General features: G+C 33.1%; 26 protein-coding genes, 2 pseudogenes and 1 other annotated feature. Of the genes and pseudogenes, 8 read left to right on the forward strand and 20 right to left on the reverse strand.

Annotated elements, in window-relative coordinates; all coding sequences use genetic code 11:
- The first annotated feature begins 77 nt into the window (after nucleotides 1-77).
- Complete coding sequence (locus D1606_RS05460; RefSeq protein ID WP_119415011.1) at nucleotides 78-476, forward strand: hypothetical protein; 399 nt, start codon at nucleotides 78-80, stop codon at nucleotides 474-476.
- Nucleotides 477-916: 440 nt separating this feature from the next.
- On the opposite strand, the gene D1606_RS05465 is transcribed toward D1606_RS05460, so the two are convergent.
- Together D1606_RS05465 and D1606_RS05470 are read right to left on the reverse strand one after the other, a co-directional pair.
- Nucleotides 917-1,144, reverse strand: coding sequence for a DUF3923 family protein (locus D1606_RS05465; protein ID WP_119415012.1), 228 nt, complete (start codon nucleotides 1,142-1,144; stop codon nucleotides 917-919).
- A gap of 77 nt (nucleotides 1,145-1,221) precedes the next feature.
- A complete protein-coding gene (locus D1606_RS05470) occupies nucleotides 1,222-1,830 on the reverse strand; it encodes a DUF3267 domain-containing protein (RefSeq protein ID WP_119415013.1) in 609 nt (202 codons plus the stop codon).
- Between the two features lie 253 nt (nucleotides 1,831-2,083).
- Between D1606_RS05470 and D1606_RS05475 the strand changes: the two genes are divergently transcribed.
- The 3 genes from D1606_RS05475 (at nucleotide 2,084) to D1606_RS05485 (ending at nucleotide 4,732) form a co-directional block, all read left to right on the forward strand.
- Nucleotides 2,084-2,446, forward strand: a complete 363-nt coding sequence (locus D1606_RS05475) for a hypothetical protein (protein WP_119415014.1) — start codon at nucleotides 2,084-2,086, stop codon at nucleotides 2,444-2,446.
- A gap of 19 nt (nucleotides 2,447-2,465) precedes the next feature.
- Nucleotides 2,466-3,281, forward strand: a complete 816-nt coding sequence (locus tag D1606_RS05480) for a lipid II flippase Amj family protein (protein ID WP_119415015.1) — start codon at nucleotides 2,466-2,468, stop codon at nucleotides 3,279-3,281.
- A 155-nt stretch (nucleotides 3,282-3,436) separates the two neighbouring features.
- Nucleotides 3,437-4,732 (forward strand): aminotransferase class I/II-fold pyridoxal phosphate-dependent enzyme, encoded by a 1,296-nt coding sequence (locus tag D1606_RS05485; RefSeq protein ID WP_119415016.1) that lies wholly within the window; start codon nucleotides 3,437-3,439, stop codon nucleotides 4,730-4,732.
- A gap of 31 nt (nucleotides 4,733-4,763) precedes the next feature.
- Here D1606_RS05485 and D1606_RS05490 read toward each other — a convergent pair whose 3' ends face one another.
- From D1606_RS05490 to D1606_RS05525, 9 genes are all read right to left on the reverse strand, one after another.
- Nucleotides 4,764-5,432 carry a hypothetical protein gene (locus D1606_RS05490; RefSeq protein WP_119415017.1) on the reverse strand — a complete coding sequence of 223 codons (669 nt, stop codon included), beginning with the start codon at nucleotides 5,430-5,432 and terminating at the stop codon, nucleotides 4,764-4,766.
- Nucleotides 5,433-5,610: 178 nt separating this feature from the next.
- Nucleotides 5,611-6,144 carry a tubby C-terminal domain-like protein gene (locus tag D1606_RS05495; protein ID WP_119415018.1) on the reverse strand — a complete coding sequence of 178 codons (534 nt, stop codon included), beginning with the start codon at nucleotides 6,142-6,144 and terminating at the stop codon, nucleotides 5,611-5,613.
- A 196-nt stretch (nucleotides 6,145-6,340) separates the two neighbouring features.
- Nucleotides 6,341-6,517 (reverse strand): hypothetical protein, encoded by a 177-nt coding sequence (locus tag D1606_RS18670; protein WP_158582317.1) that lies wholly within the window; start codon nucleotides 6,515-6,517, stop codon nucleotides 6,341-6,343.
- A 203-nt stretch (nucleotides 6,518-6,720) separates the two neighbouring features.
- Nucleotides 6,721-8,088: an amino acid permease gene (locus D1606_RS05500; RefSeq protein WP_233548025.1), complete on the reverse strand. Its 1,368-nt coding sequence runs from the start codon at nucleotides 8,086-8,088 to the stop codon at nucleotides 6,721-6,723.
- 89 nt (nucleotides 8,089-8,177) lie between these two features.
- Nucleotides 8,178-8,432: a binding site (T-box leader), on the reverse strand.
- A gap of 195 nt (nucleotides 8,433-8,627) precedes the next feature.
- Nucleotides 8,628-9,686, reverse strand: a complete 1,059-nt coding sequence (locus D1606_RS05505; RefSeq protein WP_119415020.1) for an LLM class flavin-dependent oxidoreductase — start codon at nucleotides 9,684-9,686, stop codon at nucleotides 8,628-8,630.
- A 5-nt stretch (nucleotides 9,687-9,691) separates the two neighbouring features.
- Nucleotides 9,692-10,639, reverse strand: a complete 948-nt coding sequence (locus D1606_RS05510) for a ring-cleaving dioxygenase (RefSeq protein ID WP_119415021.1) — start codon at nucleotides 10,637-10,639, stop codon at nucleotides 9,692-9,694.
- 44 nt (nucleotides 10,640-10,683) lie between these two features.
- Complete coding sequence (locus D1606_RS05515) at nucleotides 10,684-11,127, reverse strand: MarR family winged helix-turn-helix transcriptional regulator (protein ID WP_119415022.1); 444 nt, start codon at nucleotides 11,125-11,127, stop codon at nucleotides 10,684-10,686.
- Nucleotides 11,128-11,540: 413 nt separating this feature from the next.
- A complete protein-coding gene (locus tag D1606_RS05520) occupies nucleotides 11,541-11,921 on the reverse strand; it encodes a DUF2283 domain-containing protein (RefSeq protein WP_119415023.1) in 381 nt (126 codons plus the stop codon).
- A gap of 338 nt (nucleotides 11,922-12,259) precedes the next feature.
- Nucleotides 12,260-12,838 (reverse strand): TetR/AcrR family transcriptional regulator, encoded by a 579-nt coding sequence (locus tag D1606_RS05525; protein WP_119415024.1) that lies wholly within the window; start codon nucleotides 12,836-12,838, stop codon nucleotides 12,260-12,262.
- 222 nt (nucleotides 12,839-13,060) lie between these two features.
- Here D1606_RS05525 and D1606_RS05530 point away from each other — a divergent pair, with 222 nt between their 5' ends.
- Together D1606_RS05530 and D1606_RS05535 are read left to right on the forward strand one after the other, a co-directional pair.
- Nucleotides 13,061-13,687, forward strand: coding sequence for an FMN-dependent NADH-azoreductase (locus D1606_RS05530; protein WP_119415025.1), 627 nt, complete (start codon nucleotides 13,061-13,063; stop codon nucleotides 13,685-13,687).
- 92 nt (nucleotides 13,688-13,779) lie between these two features.
- Nucleotides 13,780-14,292: pseudogene (locus D1606_RS05535) on the forward strand (DsbA family oxidoreductase); the annotation flags it as partial.
- A gap of 449 nt (nucleotides 14,293-14,741) precedes the next feature.
- Here D1606_RS05535 and D1606_RS05540 read toward each other — a convergent pair.
- Both D1606_RS05540 and D1606_RS05545 read right to left on the reverse strand, forming a co-directional pair.
- Complete coding sequence (locus D1606_RS05540; RefSeq protein ID WP_119415026.1) at nucleotides 14,742-15,980, reverse strand: IS110 family RNA-guided transposase; 1,239 nt, start codon at nucleotides 15,978-15,980, stop codon at nucleotides 14,742-14,744.
- A gap of 352 nt (nucleotides 15,981-16,332) precedes the next feature.
- Nucleotides 16,333-16,893: an LOG family protein gene (locus D1606_RS05545; protein ID WP_119415027.1), complete on the reverse strand. Its 561-nt coding sequence runs from the start codon at nucleotides 16,891-16,893 to the stop codon at nucleotides 16,333-16,335.
- Nucleotides 16,894-16,951: 58 nt separating this feature from the next.
- Here D1606_RS05545 and D1606_RS05550 point away from each other — a divergent pair, with 58 nt between their 5' ends.
- The gene (locus D1606_RS05550; RefSeq protein WP_119415028.1) at nucleotides 16,952-17,266 is read left to right on the forward strand and encodes a MazG nucleotide pyrophosphohydrolase domain-containing protein; all 315 of its coding nucleotides are present in this window, start codon (nucleotides 16,952-16,954) and stop codon (nucleotides 17,264-17,266) included.
- A gap of 87 nt (nucleotides 17,267-17,353) precedes the next feature.
- On the opposite strand, the pseudogene D1606_RS05555 reads toward D1606_RS05550, so the two are convergent.
- The 6 genes and pseudogenes from D1606_RS05555 to D1606_RS05580 all read right to left on the reverse strand — a co-directional run.
- A pseudogene (locus D1606_RS05555) lies at nucleotides 17,354-17,488 on the reverse strand (helix-turn-helix domain-containing protein); the annotation flags it as partial.
- Between the two features lie 189 nt (nucleotides 17,489-17,677).
- Nucleotides 17,678-18,694, reverse strand: a complete 1,017-nt coding sequence (locus D1606_RS05560) for a sensor histidine kinase (RefSeq protein WP_158582318.1) — start codon at nucleotides 18,692-18,694, stop codon at nucleotides 17,678-17,680.
- Between the two features lie 5 nt (nucleotides 18,695-18,699).
- Nucleotides 18,700-19,383, reverse strand: a complete 684-nt coding sequence (locus tag D1606_RS05565) for a response regulator transcription factor (RefSeq protein ID WP_233548027.1) — start codon at nucleotides 19,381-19,383, stop codon at nucleotides 18,700-18,702.
- 20 nt (nucleotides 19,384-19,403) lie between these two features.
- A complete protein-coding gene (locus tag D1606_RS05570) occupies nucleotides 19,404-20,135 on the reverse strand; it encodes an ABC transporter permease (RefSeq protein WP_119415031.1) in 732 nt (243 codons plus the stop codon).
- Complete coding sequence (locus D1606_RS05575; RefSeq protein ID WP_119415032.1) at nucleotides 20,128-20,979, reverse strand: ABC transporter ATP-binding protein; 852 nt, start codon at nucleotides 20,977-20,979, stop codon at nucleotides 20,128-20,130. The genes D1606_RS05570 and D1606_RS05575 overlap by 8 nt, the downstream gene beginning before the upstream one ends.
- Before the next feature lie 479 nt (nucleotides 20,980-21,458).
- Nucleotides 21,459-21,923: an NUDIX hydrolase gene (locus tag D1606_RS05580; RefSeq protein WP_119415033.1), complete on the reverse strand. Its 465-nt coding sequence runs from the start codon at nucleotides 21,921-21,923 to the stop codon at nucleotides 21,459-21,461.
- A 118-nt stretch (nucleotides 21,924-22,041) separates the two neighbouring features.
- Between D1606_RS05580 and D1606_RS05585 the strand changes: the two genes are divergently transcribed.
- Nucleotides 22,042-22,446, forward strand: coding sequence for a GNAT family N-acetyltransferase (locus D1606_RS05585; protein WP_233548026.1), 405 nt, complete (start codon nucleotides 22,042-22,044; stop codon nucleotides 22,444-22,446).
- Nucleotides 22,447-22,480: 34 nt separating this feature from the next.
- On the opposite strand, the gene D1606_RS05590 is transcribed toward D1606_RS05585, so the two are convergent.
- Nucleotides 22,481-23,056, reverse strand: coding sequence for a TetR/AcrR family transcriptional regulator (locus D1606_RS05590; RefSeq protein WP_119415034.1), 576 nt, complete (start codon nucleotides 23,054-23,056; stop codon nucleotides 22,481-22,483).
- Between the last annotated feature and the right edge of the window lie 11 nt (nucleotides 23,057-23,067).

Raw genomic sequence — 23,067 nt, forward strand, 5'->3', positions numbered from 1 at the left:
ATATGAAGTTGAATTTTTATTTTAAAAGGAAATTGTTCTATTTATGTTGAAATATAATTTAACATGGAGGTGTTGATTTGAAAAAGGTTTTGTACGTGGGGATGTTACTCGGAGTGATCCTTTTAACAGGATGTAGTTTCAAACAAGAACAGGTGAAAGATGACATAAAGAAAGAGAAAAATACTGAACACATCGTAGAAGTTGAAACTTTGCCCGATTCCTTTAAGAAAGAGGTTGAACCAGTAGCCCCTTTAAAATTAACCAAAGAGCAAAAGAAAGAATATTATAAACAGTACGAAGAAATTGTGCTAAAAGTAAATTCAAAGTATGACGAGGATATGGAACTTGTACCATTTAATGATTTTAAACAAGATGAATGGGTAGCTCCAGAGGAATTTGAAAACATTGTAACAGATATGGCGACTATGGAATTCACCTCTGAAAATTATGGTGGCGACTCTGTTGAGGATGAATAAAGTTTAATTGTTAATGCAAAAAACTCAGAATAATACTGAGTTTTTTTATTTGCTGTTTATATAGTACATTTTAGGATTCAATCCACGTGTTTCAAGGTTTAATCCACGCATTTTGGGATTCAATCCACGCACTTCATGGTTTAATCCACGCACTTTGGCATTCAATCCACGCAGTTTTGAATTGAATCCACGTTCCGGACATTTTAAGTCACCGTTTTAGCGAATCGACGTAGCCTAAATTACTCCTTTTATCCGCGGCATGTTTTACCAGATTTAATGTAGATACTACTCGCGTTCAATGATCTTTTCAATCCACGCAGGTTGGGATCAATCCACGTATTTCGGCATTCAATCCACGCACTTGAGACTTCAATCCACGCAGTTTTGAATTGAATCCACGTTCCGGACAATTTAAGTCACCATTTCAAATAGTTTCTGATTTAATTCTCCCTACCCTTTTTCAAATTAACAATCATCCATACCATTTGAAAAAGGAATGGTATTATAAACGCACTCAATAATACTATGAATGCCACAAGTTTGAGTTCAATTGTTTGAGTTACTCCCGCACCATCAACAGTTCTCAACCACACTACAGCTGATCCAACTGCAAAAAGGATTATCCAAATAATATTGGCAAGCCACCAAAAAATCCATTGCTTTTTCATATTACCTTCACCCATTTCACATATGAATTTGTCATAAGTTATATTATTTTTAATATTTCATACTTGTTAATAACGAATCATCTATTTCTCCAATAAGTGTAAGGTCCATTACTTTTTAAAACGGCATTTTTGGGTACTTGTTTGATTACAAGAATAAGATTGAGTAGATCTACCGATGATCCTAACGCGTTTAGTATGATTAAAAATTTTAATGTAGTAGTTAATAGTCCGAATACGCTTAAAACTAACGGTAAGATTAGCGAAATGATCACGAAAGGAGCAATTGTAATGATGATATATCTTGATTTCGAAATTTCTTCTTCTGTAAATACAAATCCCCCAAACACCGTTAATCCTGCATATGTTCTTTCTGATTTGATAAAATTCGGTATGAAGATTAAGTGAATCAATTCATGCATCACTAACAGTAAAACTAACCAAAGAATATCAATAAAATTAATTGTAAATGCATATCCATTCGACTTTATCCCAAATTCGCTTAATGAAATACTTGAAACGCTGTTTAATATAAAAATAGAGATAATTGCTGCAATAATCATTAAAGGAATAGATAATAAAGTTGCACTTGTTAAATTTTTAGGCTCCTTCATCGGAATCCAATTATCTTCTATTAAATTCAAATGTAGATTTGGATTACTTTTGGGTAATTTCCTAGCTATCTTCATTCAATCCCCCATCTCTATATTCCATATTAACCGAATATTAACATTTTATTGTGCGCATGTATACCACTTTTCTGGCATCTACCCTTCCGAGCAATAACAGTATAGATCAGTAGAAGTAAACTACCTTCAAAAAGAAATAATCTGCTTCTTTTTAGAAATAAATCGCTCTATTTTGGAAATAAATCTTCTTCGAGAAATAAACACCCATCAAATAGAAATAAACTGTCTGATTTTGGAAATAAAAGACCTCGAAATGGAAATAAAGATGCTCATTTTGGAAATAAAACGCTCTATTTCGGAAATAAATCTTCATCGAGAAATAAAACCCCTTCAAAAAGAAATAAACTGCCCCATTTTGGAAATAAAACGCTCCAAATTAGAAATAAATCTCCTATCAGAAATAAAGATGCAAAAAAAAGAAATAATCCGCCCTGTTTTGGAAATAAAAGTCCCCGAAATAGAAATAAAACAACCCAATTTAGAAATAAACCACTCTAAAATGGAAATAAACCTTTCCAAAGCAATCCAATTGATTAAACTCCTCCACATCTCCCAAAACAAAAATAAACTAACTAACATAATAGGAACTTTTTGTAATTCCTTTCGTTTTATTTAAAAACATCTTGGAGGTATGTATGGATTTTATCTCAAGCAAAGTAATGATCATTTCTGTATTTCTATTAATCGTCACATCGATCGAGACTTTAGCCTATGCTACTCGTATTTCAGGAGCGCGGGTGAAATTGTTAGCAACTGCGTTATCTTTATTTAGTACTTTGGTGATTGTTTCGAGGTTTTCAACAATGTTTCAACAACCTTTAACTGGGAAGCTAATTGTAGAAGCACCGAAATTACATAAACTAGAGGTGATTGAAGGACAGTTTAGAATTTTAATAGGTATGACTTCAATTGGTGTATTAATCGGGATTTTACTTTTCCCTACATTTATCAATATTTTTTCAAGAGCAATTGTCCAATTGTCTAATGAAAGAGGTTCCGTTTTTTCATTGTTTTGTAAACAACTTAATCTAAATGGGTTGAAGAAAATAGTGAAATGTGTGAGGTTGCCTCGTTTCTCATATTTAGATGGTATTAGTTTACACACGATCCCTAAGCGTATCTTTTTACTTAATATTCTTATTTCTGCAGTCTTTACGGTTGGCGTTCTTTCATCCATTTATGCATCCATACTTCTTCCGAAAGACTATGCGCAATCTGCGGTTTTATCGTCTGGGGTTATCAATGGCATTGCTACCATTTTAATGACTTTGTTTGTCGATCCTAAAACATCCGTTTTAGCTGATTTAGTGATGAAAAAAGAGGTCAATTATGTTTACTTGAAAAGTTACTCACTCACGATGATTAGTTCTAAATTTATAGGTACAATCGTTGCTCAGGTTTTATTTTTACCCGCTGCCTACTATGTTGCTTGGTTTGTGAAGTTATTGTAGTACAAATCTCATCAAGTTTTTTCATTAGTAAGATGCATTTTTTCATCTTGCAGTGATTATTTAAAAATCCTCCAATAATTGTTATCAAATCAATTCATTTTTGAGACGAATCATGTATAATTATACGTAGTATATCGAAATGAGGCGAAGACAACATGCATAGTTTAGCAAAAGAATTAAACGAAACTATACAAAAAGAAAATCCTTACGTTTATGAAATGCTTTCTGGATTAGCTAAAGAATTGTATTTCCCAAAAGAAGGAATTTTAAGTCAATCAGCAGAAGCTGGTAAAAAGGCAACAAAATATAATGCAACAATTGGTACTGCATTAGAAAATGGCAAACCTATGCATTTAAAAGTGATTCAAGATACTTTATCTGCATATGATCCAAAAGATCTTTACCTATATGCTCCACCAGCTGGTAAACCACAATTACGTAAAGAATGGCGTAAAAAAATGCTTGCCGAAAGTCCATCACTAGAAGGTAAAACATTTAGTACACCAATTGTTACGAATGCGTTAACTCATGGTTTAAGTATCGCTGCTGATTTGTTTGCAGATGAAGGGGATGCATTAATCCTTCCTGATAAAAACTGGGAAAATTATGATATGGTATTTGATATTCGTCGTCATGCACATACTGTCACTTATCCACTTTACAATGAAGAAAATAAATTCAACGCAGAAGCTCTTTATGAAGCGATTCTTAGTCAAAAAGACAAAGGCAAAGCGATTGTTTTGTTAAACTTCCCGAACAACCCTACTGGTTACACACCAGGTGCTGAAGAAGGCGCTGCAATTGTAAAAGCGATCACAGATGCTGCTGATGCTGGGATCAATGTTGTTGCGATTACAGATGATGCGTACTACTCATTATTCTTTGAAGATTCGTTACATGAATCATTATTTGGAGCACTAAGCAACGCACATGAACGTGTACTTGCTGTCAAAATTGATGGTGCGACAAAAGAAGAATATATTTGGGGATTCCGTGTTGGCTTCATCACTTATGGAAGTACAAGCGAAGCACTTCTAGCAGCTTTAGAAGAAAAAACAAAAGGTATCATTCGTGCTACAATTTCAAGTGGCCCACACCCATCACAAACTTTCGTATTACATGCACTTCAAAGTCCTGAATTTAAAGAACAAAAACTAGAAAAATTCAACATCATGAAAGGTCGCGCAAACAAAGTAAAAGAAGTTCTTGATAGCGGCAAATTTGATGATGCTTGGGATTACTACCCATTCAATTCAGGTTACTTTATGTGCTTAAAACTAAAAACAGTTGACGCAGACAAACTACGTCTTCACCTTTTAGACGAATACGGCGTTGGTACAATTGCTTTAAGTGGTACTGATTTACGTGTAGCTTTCTCTTGTATCGAAGAAGAAGGCATCGAAGAACTATTCGAACTAATCTATAAAGGCGTTAAAGATATAGAAGCATAATGGCTCATAGTAAAAAGCTGGTTAGCAAATGCTAATCAGCTTTTTTCTTTGTAATGTCCCAACGAACATAGAAACTCCCTGAAACATCATCTCCAGTTACGACAGCTCGATAAATGCCCGACTTCTTAACTTTGAACTTAAATTGATCTTTAGCGATTCTTTGCATGCCCACATAACGATTATTTTCATCTTTTATACGGAAGCCATGTCCCCCACCGTTTTCGGCATGAAATTGTTGCGTGATTTTTATCGTTTCACCTTTCTTTGCCTCAATCGGAATTTCGTATTTCCCGTTAAAATATGTAAACGATGCGGCATATGAATTTTCATGTTGAATACTTTCCCAATTCTTTTTAACCGTATAATCTTTAGACATGATGATGCATAAACCAATAGGAATAAGGAATGCAAATATGTATGTAAAAATCTTTGAGTAGTTTACAATAACTGTTCCTAGGAAAAAGATGAGTGCACAAACCGCTCCGACAATACCTGCCAAATTAGCATAAGCTAAATCCACATTAAATAGTTTCCCAGAAATTATATTCAATATAAATCCTAAGATAAGAAAAATGCCAAATCCAGCAATTATATACAATCCCATTTTAGTTTTTATTTTTGTTACTGCATATTTCTTGATCAACCAATCAATCAAAATGGAAGCCAAAATACCATAGCCATAAGCAAAAAACCACAGCATTTTATTTGAAATCCCTTCAACAGTTTGATACATTTACATATCTGAACCAAAGAATGCAAATAGGAAAAAGAAAAAGATTAAAAAGCCCGCCGCTGCTAATTTGCGGATGATGTAAGAAAAAATTTGTTTACTTTTGATTATTCTAGGCCAACTCCTTTTTATTGTGTCGTGACATCCTTTAATCTCTTAAAATAAGTATATAAAATAAACAAGCAATCAAATATATATCTATCGCTGGTTTAATAACTTTTACTGTATAAGTTTTGGGAAGAATCATTTCTTCAAAGGTTGCTTCAGCAATTGTTTGGTCCGAACTATTTAGTATATACATTGTTCGTTCACCAAAATCTTTCTTTATTTTAAATGGTTCATTATTAATATAAATTTCATACCTTGGATGTGTATTAATCTTTGTTTTATCTAGTAATTTTAAAGTGCCGTAGTGTTTTGTTTTTACGTTCCAATTTTGTCGTGTGAATTTCACATAATCTTTTCGTTCAACTTTTTCTATTGCCTCAGCTATTACATTTTTTGATAGGTCTAATACCCTTATATTTAAGAACATACCTGTAAAAATATAGTCTAAAATATGACTGACTTTTCCTGTATAAAATCTTTGCATATACCCGATTGTTTCATTATTTTCATTTAGAATAGGAAAATCTTTTGTAGATCTTTTCAAAGCAGGACTTACAAACTGAATTTGAGACATAAATCTAACATCCTCCATTTTTAATTTGCAAATAACAACAAAATCCACGTATAATAAAGGAAAAAGTAACATACAGTTGAAAAAAGGACCGCCGATGTTAAGTATCAAGCGGTCAATAGATAGTTGGTTCCCTAAAGGGGATTGGCTGTAAAGGATCAGATAACCCAACCCGCAGAGCGCTCAACTCAAGGATGGGTTATTTTTTATGATTAAATGACAGAATTGTAATGACTAACGTTGCAAATGCAATCGCAAACATTAATGATTCAAAAACTGTCAAGGCATCACCCCCTCGGTCCCACAATTTGTGGGTAATGTAGACGATGTCGTAACATACGATGTCTGCAAACCATTGACGGAGTGAGCCAACCACCCTTGAGTACCAACTATCAAATCTATTATAACAAGTATCCTCTCTAAATTCATTTAATTTCCATATATAGAAAAACTAGATTGAACCACTTTTAAATCTATACCTTGGATAATTAGTCTACTTAAAGTAAACTTCACTTTCTTTATCAACTTTTCCAAAGAAAAAGACACTTTCCTTACTACAGGAAAGCGCCTTTTAATAGATTAACGATTATTATTTCTTTTTTTGATATTAAATCCTATATAGAGAATCAAAAACCATATAGGTGCTACAATCAATGCTATTCGCATGTCCTTTATAAAACCCATTAAGACAATGACAAAGGCTAAAAATGCTAATGCTAAATAGCTTGAAACTGGATATAATGGCATTTTAAATGCGAGTTTCCCTATTTCTGCTTTTGACTTTGATTTTCTGAACTTTAAATGTGTAAGCAGAATAATTGTCCAGCTAGTAATAACTGCAACTGTGGCAACAGCTGAAATATACATAAATACTTTTTCAGGGACAACATAATTCAAAAATACTGCGACTAATAAAAATAAAGAAGAAAATAGGATTCCACGTCTTGGACTGCCATTCTTGCTGAGCTTTCCAAAAAATTTAGGACCGTTATTTTGCAATGATAAATTGTAAAGCATTCTTCCAGATGCAAATAACCCGCTATTAAAAGCTGATAACGCTGCTGTAATAACAACGAAGTTAATCAAATTCGCAGCGCCAGGAATTCCAACTTTGTCAAAAATCAATACAAACGGACTGCCATTCGTGCCTATCTTATCCCAAGGATATAAAATCATCATAATTCCTAATGCACCAATATAAAAGATTAATATCCTCCAGATGACATTGTTGATGGCTTTCGGAATTGAGCGTTGAGGATTTTTTGCTTCCCCTGCGGTAATCCCAACTAGTTCTACTCCGCCAAATGAAAACATCACAAGGACAAATGACATAATCATACCGTTGATACCATTCGGTAGTAATCCCCCATGAGCCCAAAGATTATCAATTCCGATTGGCTGTCCGCCGTTCCCGATTCCAAAAAAGATAATTCCTAACCCAAAGAGAATCATTCCGATAATGGCTACAACTTTAATCAGTGCAAACCAGAATTCAAACTCTCCATATGCTTTTACATTAGCAAGGTTGACCATTGTAAAGACGATCAGTACTACAAGTGCTACCAACCAATTTGGAGTATCCGGGAACCAGTAGTTCACATAAACACCTACTACCGATATTTCCGCCATACCAACAACAACCCACATAAACCAATAAGTCCAACCAGTTAAATAACCAGCAAAGGTCCCTAAATAGCGATTTGCATATGAACTAAAAGAGCCTGAAACTGGTTCATCCACAGCCATTTCCCCAAGCGCTCTCATAATGGTGAAAATAACTAAACCTCCAATTAAATATGAGAGTAAAATAGATGGTCCTCCCATTTGAATAGTTGCACTTGAACCATAAAACAATCCAACTCCAATAGAACCCCCGAGAGCAATTAACTGGATATGTCTATTATCTAATCCCCGTTGAAGTTTCTTTTTTTGATGTTCTTTACTCAACATGATTCCTCCTCCTTAAAATTATTTCTAATATCGCAAGTTCTTTAAGAAACAAATTAAAAAATAAAAAAACGCCCTTTTGGATTAACCAAAAGGACGATTCAACTCGTGTTACCACCTTTAATTCATAAGCAACTCAAATTGCTTATCTCTGTAAGTACGGTCAAATGATGACGATACTTTAGCACATGATTACGGGTGCTAAGCCGGTGTAGCCTACTAAGACTCTCTTTTCAGTACACTGCTCCAAGATGAATTCACAATCTTTCAGCATGCACCTCTCATTTGCCGGTAACTCCCTGTTTGCTTACGTGATTGCTACTATTTCTTATCATAGCCTTTGTTCTTATACTTTTATCTTAAAAAGTTTTTGTTTTGCAAATATTAATTATCTTTATTTTATTCCTTTATTTAATTTTGTCAATATAATTTTTCTGCAACTATCATTTTAATATAATTTTCTTTATATATAGATGTATTTTTCTAATTTCATAATATTTATTTTTAAATCGTCGGTAGGCCTTGAATTATTTATTATTCTATTTTACTTTCGTATACTTCTTCACAGCTGGCATGATTTCTGTAGCGATTAGTTCGATATTTTTCATGATTTTATCAAATGGTACGCCCCCAAAATCGATTTGTGCCATGAAACGTTGATGGCCATATAATTCATATTGATAGAGCATTTTTTCAATAATTTGTTGTGGGCTTCCGACCATCAATGCTTGCGTGCGGTCTGGTCCTTCTTCTACTTGCCATTTTGGATAGCCAGCACCACGGATATAATACATACCTGCATTTAGATGTGGGTGCATAGCATCTACTGCATCTTGCGAATTTTCAGCCGTATAGAATAATGATGCTGTTGCAATTGGCAACTCAGATGGATCAAATCCACTTCGTGCAGCAGCTTCTCGATATGCGTCAACGGAAACTTTAAATGATTGTGCTGGACCGCCTAATGTTGTTAACATCATTGGAATACCGGCGTAACCTGCTTTTATCGCACTTTGTGGAGGTCCTCCTACTGCTCTCCAAATTGGTAAAGAACCAGTTTTTGGTTGAGGCAGAATTTCTGCATTTTTTAATGATGGACGGAATTTACCTTCCCACGTAATATGATGATCTTTGTTTAATTGTATTAATAGATTTAGTTTTTCTTCAAATAATTCTTCATAGTCATTTAAATCATATCCAAGCAAGTCATATGCTCCAACACGTGAGCCGCGGCCTGCAACAATTTCGGCTCGACCATGTGAGATTAAATCGATTGTTGAAAAGTCTTCATAAGTGCGAACTGGGTCTGCTACACTGATGACAGATGCTGAGCTTGAAATTTTAATGTTTTTTGTTGCTTGAGCAATCGCCCCTAAGATGACCGTATGTCCTTGTGATGTAAAATATTTTTGATGGCTTTCCCCTACTGCAAAGACATCGATACCTGCTTCGTCAGCTAATTTGCTAGCCTCGATGATTTCTTGAATACGTTGCTCTGCACTAATACGTTCTCCATTTAGAGGATTCATGACGTGATCTCCTAATGAATATAAACCAAATTCCATTCCTTTCGATGGATCGATACGATATTGTTCCATTCTACTCACTCCTTTTCATCAAGCGGTTCTAGTTTCGCTTCAATCATTTCACGTTCATCTTCTAAAAATGGTGGTAAATCTAGTTTTTGTCCTAACTCTTCGACTGTTGAATCTGCAGTAAATCCAGGACCATCCGTCGCTAGTTCAAATAAGATACCGTTTTTGTCACGAACATATAAGCTTTTAAAGTAAAAGCGGTCAATTACCCCAGAAGTTTGTAGACCATAATCGCTCAACTTCTCGTTCCACATTTCAAGTTCCGCTTGGTCTTCAACTCGAAGTGCTAAATGATGAATACTTCCTCGTCCATGTCTTTCCCTTGGTGCATCGAGTTCTTTTACTACAATCTCACTTGTTCGTTCCCCTTTAATTAATTGAAGTCGTACAAATGTGTCTTCTTTTTCAATGACTGTAAAGCCAAATACATCTTTTAATAAATTCACAGTTTGGTTTAAATAGCGAACGGTCATTTCGATTGTACCTAAAGCAAAAATTTGGTGCTCTGCTGGTACTGCTGAAGATGTGACTGGTTGCCATGTTTCCGGAATTCTAGCTCCATTATTATTTAATAGAACCAATCGTAAATCTTCATGGTCTTCAAAGAACAATGCATCTTGACCCATATAAGTGGTAATGTCACTATGTTTTACCTCTAGTTCTTCAAAGCGTACTTTCCAATATTGTAGGCTTTCATAACTTGGTACCAACAACCCGATTTGCGTGATTGCATTCGTACCTCGCATTGTTCGGCCAGCAACTGGCATTTCAAAAAATGTAAGATCAAGTCCAGGACTTCCGATTTCATCGCCATAAAATAAGTGATACATGGATGGTTCATCTTGATTGACCGTTTTTTTCACACGTCGTAGCCCTAGAATATTTTGATAAAAGTGATTATTCTTTTTGCCGTTTTTCGTTAGCATTGAAATATGGTGATGTCCTTTCATGTCCATCTCTCCCTCTTCAATTGATTAATCAATTGATAGTGCAAAAAAATTTACTTCGATTGTAAATTTTTTTCATGTGTGTGCTTTTGTAACTTTGTAGTTAGTTGATATAGTGTTTTTAATTCTTCTTCTGTTAATACTTCGTTGAAAAAGGAGGACTGAAATTCGACTTGTTCGGGTGTTGCGACATTTAATATGTCCTCGCCCTTTTTAGTCAATGAAATCTTTTTAATCTTCCATTCCTGTTTGCGCTCTATCAAGCCATCCTTCTCTAGTCGAGCCAACATACGAGAAATTCCACCTTGCGTAACGGTTACCTTTTCAGCAAGTTCTGATTGTGTAATCGGCTGATAAGTTTGAATTTGAATCAATACATCAAACTGTGCTGCTGTTAAATCATAACGTTTTAAAAACTCATTCGATAAATGATTACTCTCGGTCACAAAACGCGTCATTCGCAACCAAGTAAGGGATTCAAGTGTATTCTTCTTCATTTTATTGTCCTCCTTTCTCTTTTGTTAATGTCACTTTACTACTCAAGTGATAATGTGTCAACAGCAGACTTTAACGGTTTCAGTTATATAAATATGTACAAGCGAAATCATCCCCTCACAACAACTGCTTAGGACAATTAATGATATCTTTTATTTCTGATTTTAAAAATTCCAGATATAGTTCGACTTTACCAAGTTGAGAAATGGGGATCCAATCCATTTGTAAATTAATCTTTCATCTTCCATTCCGTAAATGGCTTTGCATTCACTTCGTAATCATCATTGGTCGTATGTTTACCACCTTTATAATGGTAATGCCATTGCCACTAGGATATTGCTTCTTTGATTTCTTTCCATACTGGGGCGTATTATCAGAATTGTTTTAGTGACCATTTTAGTGGGGCTTGACCATTTTATCCAATCAAACATTTAGTTGGGTATTTATTTGTATCAATAATAGATAAGCCAATAAAATTAGTGAAATCAGGATTTTTAAAGTATAATAAAATTCCTTGATAGGAAATATCATATGTTTTGCAAGATTGTTCTTTACCCCAATAATATTCTCCATCTTTTAACTCGAATTTATCGATATTACTCATATTTTTTAAAATTTCATATGTGTCACCAAAAATTTCAATTCCTCTTACCCTATTTTGCTCATCTAAATCAAATTCAAAATCTGTATTTTCTTCAAGTTCTTCAGTTTCTATAATTCTACCAGCTAACCGTGAAGATAAAATATTTATATATGCAATTTCTACTTCTGTATCTATTTTTAGGATGTTGTTCATTGCGCTTTTTCCACCTTAAATCATTATATTCACCACTAAGTGGGATTTCTACATTACAACCAATGTAACTAGCTTAACTCATTTGAATACCCCTTTCACTTTCTTAAACTATTCTGTCCAATAGTTTAAGTGTAAACCTTCATAATATCTACTTTGCTATAAAATTTTATTCAACAATGATATGGCCCTTAAATGAAAAATGAGCCTAATCCTTATTCAAGGTTAGCGCCCGATTATTGTATAAGGAGTAGGTTTTACAACGTTAAACATTAAAATTGTTCCCAAATATGATTTTAGAAACGGGGTCCTAGGTTATTCAGTATTTTAATTTAACTTGATTATTCTGCGGAAATAAGGGATTGCATTCCGGAAGTAATATATGGGATAGCCAATTTTATATATTCTTCTGCGGACAACGTGCTTTTGTGTTGCCAATCTACCGCTGCCCCGTAAATTCCCCAACTTAACATGACAGATGCAATTCTTAAAGATTCCTCATTGTTATTAGTTTGTTGTTTTAATAAAATCTCATAAAAAATATCTTCTAGCTCGTTTTTAATAATTGTTTCAATTGTCGTTTTAAAAGACTTAAAACTAATTACACATTGTGTTGATAAAGACATTAGAAATTTTGTAACAGATAAGAAAACATTGACAATTGTTTCTTCATTCAATTGAACACACTCTTTAATTTCACCCATTAGATTTGTCATCAAATTTTCTTTTAATACCTTTTCTAATAAATCATATTTATCCATGAAGTGATAATAAAAGGTCGCACGATTAACTGTAGCTTCTTTTGTAATATCTTTAATGGTAATATCTTTAAAGTCTTTTTTAGTTGAAAGTTGAATAAATGCATCCATTATTAATTTGCGTGTGCGGATAATACGTGGATCTATCTTTGTTTTCTCCATCAGAAAACCCCATTTCTTATTTTCTCGACATTTTCTTAGAAATGTCGTATATCCGATAAAGGTCTAAAATTGTTGGTTGAGCTAATCCAGAAGTCTTTATATAATTATTTTACAACACGTGTTGAATAAATAGAAGTATCGCAAAAATTTGGGCTTGTTAAGAAACTATTGCAAGTACCCAAACAAAACAAAAAATTTAACAGCAATGGAGATAGTTAAGAAATGTCTAATGTACTTTTTATAAAAGCAAATGATCGTCCTTCTGTTCAAGCTGTAAGTGTACGAATGTATGAAACGTTCTTGAACGAATACAAGAAGGAAAATCCAACAGATAACATCACGGAAGTTGACTTATACAAAGAAAATATCCCTTACTTCGGGAATGATGCTATTATGGGAATGTTTAAAACTTCAAAAGGGCTGCCACTAAGCAAAGAGGAAGATCAAATGGTGAAGATTATCGATAAATATCTAAATCAATTCTTGGCGGCAGATAAAATAGTGATAGCTTTTCCTATGTGGAATCTTACTGCACCGGGGCCGCTAATTACGTATATCGATTACCTTGCACAATCAGGAAAAACGTTCAAGTATACTGCAAATGGTCCTGTTGGACTTACATCGGGGAAAAAGATAATGTTGCTTAGTGCTCGTGGTGCTAACTTTTCCGAAGAAAATAAACAATTTTTAGAATCGACTGTCAAACCTACCAAGTCAATCTTTAATTTGTTAATGGGAATTCCAGTTGAAGAATTTGTGATTGAAGGTCATTCAGAGTTTCCTGATCGGGCTTCTGAAATTATTGAAACGGGACTTGAAGAAACTAAGAAATTAGCAGCGAACTTCTAAAAACTTTTCGAATTTCAAAGATGAAGGGGTAAAGGTTAATGAACCAGCGTAAAGATCAAAGAACTGTCTTACCAGTTAATAGGGAGTACAAAATGAAAATTGAGATATGGTCAGATTATGTTTGTCCGTTCTGTTATATAGGAAAACGTCGGTTGGAAGTGGCACTAGAGCAATTTGCTCATAGAGAAGATGTATTGATTGAATATAGGAGCTTTGAACTCAATCCAAGCGCTACCTTCTACTCAGGGCCAACCAATAGTTTCGACGCTCACCGTTTAACCCAATATGCCAAATCCGTGGGTAAGGATAAAGAAATAATAGAGAAATTGTTCTATTCGTATTACACGGATGCCAAACTTATTAGTAATCTTGATACGTTAGGGGAAATTGCTGAATCAGTAGGCATGAATAGAAATGAGTGTCTGGCGATTCTCCATGACCCATTCCAATATGCCAACGATGTGCGTTCGGATGAAGCCTTAGCCCAACAATTTGGAATAACCGGAGCGCCATTTTTTGTAATTAATCGAAAATATTCTATATCTGGCGCACAGCCAGTAGAAACATTATTGGACATTCTTAACGAAATTTGGCAAGAAGAAAATAGCAATTGAATAACGGAAGAAAATAAACGTACAGTCAGAATAAATAGCCAGTGTTAAACTCACAAACTACTTTTTTGGGGTGCTATATACAACTGGTGCTCTTTACTTTCATTTGTTGTTTCAGCATAGATAATCCCAGCCCTTTACATTAAGAGGTGGGATTTTTTCTAAAATGACAATACAAATGGCAAACTACCATCAACCTTTCAATTCCTAAATTATATACCACTAAGTAGTGAATCTTTGCTTATTGTATCGTCCTGACATTTGATTAGTATGAGGATACGAGATATTGATTGTGAATAATTACACTTAAACAAACCAGCTAATAGTTGTCAAGATTTTTTAATAAAAAAATAAAAACCCATGATATACTAAAAAAGGGTACACCAAATAAGCCTTCCTCTTTAAAAATGGAAGGTCTTTCTTAATATACTTAGATATGCTTTTTAAACCGCATTTTGGAAGACTTCTTTCCTTTTTAGTAGGGCATATATCCAATGTAATAGCTTATTAGCACATGCAATGATTGCTACTCTAAAAGGTTTTCCTTCTTCGCGTTTTTTATCGTAGAACTCTCTTAATTTCTTATTTCTAGGGATTATTTCATCACTTGTTTTTTGCTTACGTGCATCTCTTATACCGCATTGTACAGCCATAAACAACGCTTGTCTTAACCTGCTAGAACCTCTTTTGGTTATGCGATTTATTGAAGCAGTAAACCGCCCTGAAGAGTATACGCTAGGATCTATTCCAGCGAATGCTACTAGCTTTTTAGGATGGTTAAACCGTTCTATCTCTCCAATTTCAGAGATGATTGTTGCCGCAATCTTTTCTCCAACACCAGGGATAGACTGGATAATCTTATATTCTTCAATTTCTTTAGCGAGGGCATCTATTTCTGCTGCTAACTTTGATAGATGCTCTTGATATTGAAGAACAATGTTAATAAACATTCTTAGGTTAAAGATATGGCTTTGATACAAGTTGTTTTGAAATGGATTACGTAATGCAGCCTCTCTCAATTTAATTGCCTTTTCTTTTGCCCATTTTTCTGAACGGGTTGTACATAATTTCGCAATTTTATTAGTAAGTTCTGATTCACTAACACTTAAAACCTCTTTGGAGGTTGGGAAGATTGATAGAATCTGTAACGAAATTTTTGAATAGAGATTCCCAAAGACACCTCTATATTCAGGAAATACTTGATCTAAGATGGATTGTAGCTGTAATTTTGTTTGTGCAGCCGTGCTTGATACCGTTTCTTGTTGTCTAGTAAGATTACGAAGATTTAAGAGTTGTATGCCTCTTTTTTTATATGGTTCTAACTCCTCCTTGTAATACAGTTCACATAGATGATAGGCATCAATGGCATCGGTCTTTACCTTGCGTAAATTTGTACTTCTAGCTCTATGAGAGATAAGTGGGTTAACTATAATATAGACGTATTGTTGCTCCTCCAAAAATTGAATGACAGGCATATGATATTGACCTGTAGATTCTAAAATAACAGAAGGTTGCTTACCATCGGCTAGTTTCTCTATTTCCCTTAGAAATTCTAATAAACTATATAAACCATCAAGAGTATGTTTAATACTAAAGCTCTTACGATATGGTTTTCCCTTATCTAAAAAGGCTTGAACCTGACTTTCTCCTTTTGAAATATCCAGACCTACGACTGGATTCATAATCAAATCTCCTCCTTAATTAACTAAATTCGTCGGTAACCCCTAAAGCTACTTGTAATGTCATAGGTTCGCTTGTTAAACGGGATCGTTGTCCCAACCAGCTCGAAACATGTTTATACAAGTAGGGGGTGAACAGTTTTGCGGACGGGATCAAGTCCCACGGGCCAGACGTTCTACCCCGACTACCGTTATAATAAGACCTAAAAGAAAAAGGTCAACCAGAAAAATCTGGCTAACCTCATATTACAATCGGGCCATATTGTTGAATAAAATTTTTTTATGTAATCTTCCCAAAGGATGGTTTGGAAATGCTAAAGCCCATCTTTTTAAAAGATGGGCTAGTTATAAATGATTAATAAGTTCTAACTGTTACGGGGGTGAACTCTTTTATGTACTGTTCCATTTGTATAAATGAATCTGTAAATAACATCGCCTCTTGGTCCGCTTCTGTTAAAAATTCACTCGTCACCATTGTCTGATAAAAATCCTTTAATTTATCGTAATAGCCTGCTACATTGAATAAAATACAGGGGTTTTGATGCTGACCAATGCGCGCCCATGAAATAACCTCTGAAATTTCTTCTAATGTACCTGGACCACCTGGTAATGCAATATAACAATTGCCTAATTCAATCATCTTATTTTTACGTTCAGACATTGAGTTCACAATTTCTAATCGGGTTAAATTTGGATGACTTAGCTCTCTGTCTACTAAAAAAGTTGGAATAATCCCGATTACTTCTCCATTATGTTCTAACACTTCATCAGCAATGACACCCATTAACCCTGCCTTTCCTCCACCATACACTAACGTATGACCACTTTCGGCAATCCATTTACCAAGTGATTTTGCTGCGTCTACATATAATTCGTTATTACCTAAACTCGCGCCACAATAAACTGAAATGTTCAAATTTCCTTCCTCCTTTATAATGCTATTGTTATTATAGAAGAAAAAGGAGTGGTTTACATTGAATATTTTAGAATATCAAAAATGGATTACAGAATTTTATAAAAAGCGAGGTTGGTATGAATTAAACGCATTTATACGTGTAAATTTTTTAACAGAAGAAGTCGGTGAAGTATCTAGAGCCATTCGTACAATTGAAATCGGTCGAGATCGCCAAGATGAAGAAACGTTGACGAAAGAAGAGCAACTCGCAAATTTGAAAGAAGAACTTGGTGATGTATTGGACAATTTATTTATTTTAGCAGACAAGTACGAAATTAATTTAACAGAAATTATGGAAATCCATAAAAACAAATTGACGAATCGCTATCAATAAACATATATAACATCCCTAAATCTGAATTTGGGTGTATTTTTAATCTTCCACAATTGGGCGCGATTCTTGAAGAGGAATTGTACCTACATGACGTTTTAATTCACGTGAAATTGTAGAAGGACTTCTTTTTAGGCATTTTGCAGTTTCCCTAATTGAATATCCTAATTCAATATAAGTTTCTATTTTTGAACGCTCAGATATGGTAAGATGTTGATAGCTCATAACGATTCCTCCTCAGATGTTTGTGTGGTAACTAACATTTTACACGAGGACGTTATGGGCTTCTTTTATTTTGACTTACAAGTGTTGCACTTAATATTACAATTCATCTTTTATTAAAAAATCTTGACAACTATTAGCTGGTTTTGTGGTACAACTACATCTTTTTCTGTAACTATAAAAAACCTTTTATTAGTTACTATTATCGGTATGAGTAAGTATAATTTTTGTACCCGATTCATTACTCTCTATTGAAATGTGGAGATTTAATAACTTAGGAACCTCATTAATAATATTCAATCCTTTTCGACTTGATTGATGAAGTTTTTTCATTGGGTTAAAGCCTATACCATTATCCGTTATAATCAGCTTCTGCTTACCTTCTTCTTTAGAACCTTCTATTGTTAAATGATCAGCTTCAGAATGATATAAAACATTTTGTAATACATTATCGAAAAGTCTTTCGAACCATACTTTATCCAATGTCCAAATAATTTCAGGTTCTATATTGGATAGATATGTTATATTTTTATGATTTAAAGCGTTCTTCCACTTCTCCATAAACTGATTTATGGACTCTTCCAAGTTAATCGGTGAACTGTGGGTGATTATTGAATCAGAGTTCAAGTAATTTTTATGATAGATCCGATCACTTAGGGTAGATATAGTATCTGTATTTTTACTTATTTCTTTTATTGCTTCATTAATGTTTTGTCCCGTTTGTAGGTAATATAAATTAATTTTTATTATAGATAGTGGTGTTTTAATATCATGTGCAAGTTGATCTAAGTACCTTTTCCTTAGTTCTTCCGATTCCTTATATTTATCTTGATTATATTTTAAACTGTTAATTAATATATTAACTGACTCACCGAGGTGTTTCATTTCGATATTCTTTAACATTTGAATTTTGACAGGTTCTGGATACATTTGGTCTTTGGCTATATCTCTAATAAAATGCGAAAGGAAGCTTATTTCAGATGAAATATTAATTATAATTTTTGAAAGAAATGCAACATATAATAAAATCATAACGGAAAAAATTGAGAACACGTATATATAATTTTCATATGCTATGAAAGGAGTATCTGTTCCATTTATATAATCATGTAATAGGTGGATACCAAATACAATGTAGTTCGATATCATAAGAGCAATTGGGAAGAACAAAATCGAGATAAGCGTGAAAAGATATATCTTTTTATTCAATAACATCATTCCTTTGGTACAGATAATTTATAACCATAACCATAGATGGTTTCAATCAATTTGCCCTCAATATCCACTTTATTTCTCAAACTATTTATGTAAACGTTTAAGGAAGTTGTTTGATTACTTTGATCGTTTCCTTCCCACACATGATTTATTATTTGTTCCCTTGACAAGCTAATATTAATGTTTTCATATAGGTAAAAGAATAATTTTTTTTCAGTCTTGCTTAATGGTATTTCAGTTCTTGTTTCACTGTTTAAAATTATATGTGCTTGTTTATTGATAACTATATCGTTTAAATAGACAAGATTACTATATCTAGCCTGCAGCAGGTTTTTTAGCCTTGCAATAAGTTCTAACGGTTCAAATGGTTTAGGTATGAAGTCATCTCCTAACTCTAACCCTTTGATTTTGTCATCAATTTGACTATGGGCTGTAAGAAAAATAACAGGTTTTTCAGGATAAATCGTTTTAATCCGCTTGCAGACATCATACCCATTGTCAAATGGTATTTCTATGTCCAATAAAAATATATCTATATTGTCAAAATCCGAGTAATTAAATCGATTATCCGTTTTCACAATAACCTTATTAAAATAATTATTTAAAAATGTATATAAGAACTTTGATATAGTGGGATCGTCCTCAAGCACAAAAATGTTTAATTTTTGGAGTGTGTCTTCCATGGTCAAATTTCTTCCCCCCTTTATAGCTTCTTTATATAAATTATTCTTAAATTTATAATCAGCATAATGGAATTTATTAGAATAAACAACCCGACACCTATAATAATTGATGACATACCTCCTTCATAGTAAAATTCATTATCAATTATATGCAATCCAAGTCTATATCCGAATGCTGTTGGTATGAAAAATGAAAAAGGTGCTGCCATTAGAATCATTGACAATAAAGAGATTCCTATCCCAATAGAGATGCTTGCTACTATATTTTTTGTTAATTGAATAATTACGGCGAATGTTAAGATAATAGTTGTAACAACTATTACGTTCAGGGTTGTATAAGAAAAAATCAAATGCAGTATATCTTTAATCTTACCATCCACAAAAAAATAAAAAACAGATAAAATAAGTAATTGTATTAAAAAGATAGCTGACATAATGATTAAGGATACAAAGACCTTGGAAAAAAGTAACTGAAAACGTGGAATATTATAAGTTATCCAGTCTAAATATGTTTTGTTCTTATATTCAATATAAAAAACAAAGGAGACTAACACACTTGAAATGATCGGCAATATCATAAAATACTGATTATAGTAGGTGAAGTAAAAACCACTATCAAGGCTTATATCCCCATTATTTATGGCAAAGTTAGCAAAGTTCATTAGTAATGGAATTAGACTAAGCACCACAATAACTAGAATTACTTTTTCGCTTTTTATTTTAATCCATTCATTTTTAATTAACTTAAGCATGTCTTGTCACCTCAATTAAATCTGAAGACATCAACTTAATATATAAGTCCTCTAGAGTAAGTTTTTCTACATCTTTGTATATAAAATCCTTACCTCGTAGTAAATTATTAAACTTAATTTCACTTGCAATGAAATAGGTTTCTTTTTTACTGTTTTCGAGTAATGTAATATCTTTTTTAATATTATTTTCTATGTGCTGTACTTTTCCATACATATATATTTTTTCTTCATTATCAATTTCCAAGATTTTTTCTCCGTTTCTCATGAATAACAAAGTATCTGTAATCAAAGAAACTTCATTTAAGTTATGACTCGAGATTAATATTACTCTTTCCTTGTTTTTTAGATTCCTTTCTACAAGATCCCGCATATCCTTCATTCCAATAGGGTCTAACCCATTAGTAGGTTCGTCCAACAGTAATAAATCCGGACTACCCATTAGAGCTTTTGCCACACCTAATCGTTGTTTCATCCCCATGGATAATTCCTTAAACTTCTTTTGTTTAGCATCAACTAATCCGACTATCCTTAATAATTCATTTATGCTAGAATCATCCTGCTCAATATCAGCATATGATGCATGTAATTTCAGGTTTTCTATACAGGTTAAATTAGGGTAAAAGGCAGGGTATTCGATTAACTTTCCTATTGTTATATTTTCCGGGTTTCTGAGAATGTCACCCTTATATTTAATTGTATCTAATAATGTTTTAAATAAAGTAGTTTTCCCTGCCCCATTTGGTCCCAGTAGTCCATATACTTTCCCTTTTTCCAACTCAAGATTAATACTTTTTAGAATAGTATTTTCATTTATATCTAATGAAACGTTTTTCAAAGTTATCATTTCTTCCCTCCTAGCTGTTATATATAATTAAAAATGATATTATGCTGATGATATAAACAACGAATAATATTAATGCTGGTTTGAAATTACTGTTTTTAAGTCCATTTTTCACTATTTCAAATATAAAAATGGAAACTGAAAGTAGAAATGAAACAATTGCCAGCAATATGAACACTTTCTCCATAATTACACCCCTTTAATTTGTACTGTATCTGTACTATATTTCATGATTATTAAAAAAACATTAATCATTATGATTTTGGTAAATTAAAAAGATAGACTAAGTATCTCTTTCCGAAGCAGTATTAAGAATTTGCATTTACACTTAATAACAAGGACCGGGAAATCAATCTAAAAAGTCGCTTTCCCTTACGTGAGGAAAGCGACTTTTTGTATAGTATTATTCGCTAATCATTATCTATAGATTTTGAAGCTATATTAATTTAATAAGTTCTTTTAAGATGTTCCAAATTTCCACATCATAATCGCACAACAATATGTTTAGGGCAATTATGGGTATCTTTTATTTCTGATTTTAAAAATTCTGGATATATTTTGACTTTATCAAGTTGAGAAATGGGGATCCATTTGTAGATTAATCTTTCACCTTCTATTCCATAAAACGGCTTTGCATTCACTTCATAATCATCATTGGCCGTTACTTGATAATAGAATCCGATTTCATGAAAATGTGTATCATTATATTCAAAGAAATTTTCAACTGACCATAGTAATCTTTCTATTTGGACGTCTATACCAAGCTCTTCTTGAAATTCCCTTTGCAAACCAATCTGTGCTTCTTCTGAGATTTTTACTCTACCACCTGGTAATGCCCAAAAGGAATCATCAACGTTTTTATGTATTAATACATGACCATCTTTGATCAAAACCCCAGCAACTCGGTAATTGAATATTCCCTGTTCTCTTTTAAATACGATATCCATTTTTTGATTCCCCAATCTGGTTTATTGTAAAAACTAATGTAATTCTTTAATTCTATCATAATATTCTAAAAAATATTAATATATAAAAAAAGAGGCCAAAATATTGGAGATGATAAAAATGATAAGAGAAATTAATGTTAGAATCCCCCACCCTTCTATAAAAAAGTTGTTATCTTATGCGACTTCTATTGACAAAGTTGATAATGTATATGCAAAGTACATTCAATCACCCAACCAACAATTATTTGGTTTTGTGAGAGAAGGGATTATCATTGGTTGTATCGGAGTAGCTATAGACCATAATAGTTGCGAAATTAAGCATATAGCTGTTTCTCCAATAGAAAGAGGAAATGGGATAGGACGTAAAATGATTCAATATCTCATTGAAAAATATACATTTACATCTATCATTGCAGAAACTGACATAGAAGCAGTGGAGTTTTATAGAAAGTTTGGATTTAAAATTACTTCATTGGGCGAAAAGTATCCTGGTGTCGAAAGATTTCTATGTGAATTTAAATGATTATTTATAAAGATTTCGCAATATTTATCTCTTTCTAACTAAAATCCTTGATGGTAATTTTGCAGAATGCTTCTGTTAACTCATCTAATGTTCCATCTAATTTTCCTGCAAACCAATCTTGATACATAGATGTTATTGCTCCTACCATCAGATGAACACGATAGACATACATTCTATATTCTTCTGCGTTATGAACTTCTTTTGGTGTTTTCATTCCATTTAATATTTTATCAATGACGATTTCTTTTAATTTATAAATAAAATTTGGTGCACCTTGTGTATTAATAACTAAACGATAAAATTTTATATCTTGTTCAAAAAAATTAGCTACTTTTTTTAAAAAAGGTAAAGGATTTTTTATAATATCAATCTCTTTAAAGTCATTTAGATACTCAAGGATATTTCCCATCGTTTCATTTTCAATCTCATCAATAACCGCATAGATATCGGCATAGTGGGCATAAAACGTTCCCCTACTAATACCTGCTTTTTCTACTATATTTTTGACTGTTATTTTCTCAAACTCTTTTTCGAGTGCTAGTTCTATAAATGCATAACGAATCATCTTTTTAGAACGGATGGCACTTTTGTATTTTGCTTTTCCAGCCAATTTTTTTCACC

It is taken from the genome of Rummeliibacillus sp. POC4, from assembly GCF_003576525.1.
Classification (GTDB): Bacteria; Bacillota; Bacilli; order Bacillales_A; family Planococcaceae; genus Rummeliibacillus.

Excerpts from the sequence above, each read along its gene's own strand:
- D1606_RS05465 (WP_119415012.1), bottom strand. The coding sequence starts at position 1,144 with ATGAAAAAGCAATGGATTTTTTGGTGGCTTGCCAATATTATTTGGATA.
- D1606_RS05470 (WP_119415013.1), bottom strand. The coding sequence starts at position 1,830 with ATGAAGATAGCTAGGAAATTACCCAAAAGTAATCCAAATCTACATTTG.
- D1606_RS05475 (WP_119415014.1), top strand. The coding sequence starts at position 2,084 with ATGGAAATAAAGATGCTCATTTTGGAAATAAAACGCTCTATTTCGGAA.
- D1606_RS05480 (WP_119415015.1), top strand. The coding sequence starts at position 2,466 with ATGGATTTTATCTCAAGCAAAGTAATGATCATTTCTGTATTTCTATTA.
- D1606_RS05485 (WP_119415016.1), top strand. The coding sequence starts at position 3,437 with ATGCATAGTTTAGCAAAAGAATTAAACGAAACTATACAAAAAGAAAAT.
- D1606_RS05490 (WP_119415017.1), bottom strand. The coding sequence starts at position 5,432 with ATGCTGTGGTTTTTTGCTTATGGCTATGGTATTTTGGCTTCCATTTTG.
- D1606_RS05495 (WP_119415018.1), bottom strand. The coding sequence starts at position 6,144 with ATGTCTCAAATTCAGTTTGTAAGTCCTGCTTTGAAAAGATCTACAAAA.
- D1606_RS05505 (WP_119415020.1), bottom strand. The coding sequence starts at position 9,686 with ATGGAACAATATCGTATCGATCCATCGAAAGGAATGGAATTTGGTTTA.
- D1606_RS05510 (WP_119415021.1), bottom strand. The coding sequence starts at position 10,639 with ATGGACATGAAAGGACATCACCATATTTCAATGCTAACGAAAAACGGC.
- D1606_RS05515 (WP_119415022.1), bottom strand. The coding sequence starts at position 11,127 with ATGAAGAAGAATACACTTGAATCCCTTACTTGGTTGCGAATGACGCGT.
- D1606_RS05520 (WP_119415023.1), bottom strand. The coding sequence starts at position 11,921 with ATGAACAACATCCTAAAAATAGATACAGAAGTAGAAATTGCATATATA.
- D1606_RS05525 (WP_119415024.1), bottom strand. The coding sequence starts at position 12,838 with ATGGAGAAAACAAAGATAGATCCACGTATTATCCGCACACGCAAATTA.
- D1606_RS05530 (WP_119415025.1), top strand. The coding sequence starts at position 13,061 with ATGTCTAATGTACTTTTTATAAAAGCAAATGATCGTCCTTCTGTTCAA.
- D1606_RS05540 (WP_119415026.1), bottom strand. The coding sequence starts at position 15,980 with ATGAATCCAGTCGTAGGTCTGGATATTTCAAAAGGAGAAAGTCAGGTT.
- D1606_RS05565 (WP_233548027.1), bottom strand. The coding sequence starts at position 19,383 with ATGGAAGACACACTCCAAAAATTAAACATTTTTGTGCTTGAGGACGAT.
- D1606_RS05570 (WP_119415031.1), bottom strand. The coding sequence starts at position 20,135 with ATGCTTAAGTTAATTAAAAATGAATGGATTAAAATAAAAAGCGAAAAA.
- D1606_RS05575 (WP_119415032.1), bottom strand. The coding sequence starts at position 20,979 with ATGATAACTTTGAAAAACGTTTCATTAGATATAAATGAAAATACTATT.
- D1606_RS05580 (WP_119415033.1), bottom strand. The coding sequence starts at position 21,923 with ATGGATATCGTATTTAAAAGAGAACAGGGAATATTCAATTACCGAGTT.
- D1606_RS05585 (WP_233548026.1), top strand. The coding sequence starts at position 22,042 with ATGATAAGAGAAATTAATGTTAGAATCCCCCACCCTTCTATAAAAAAG.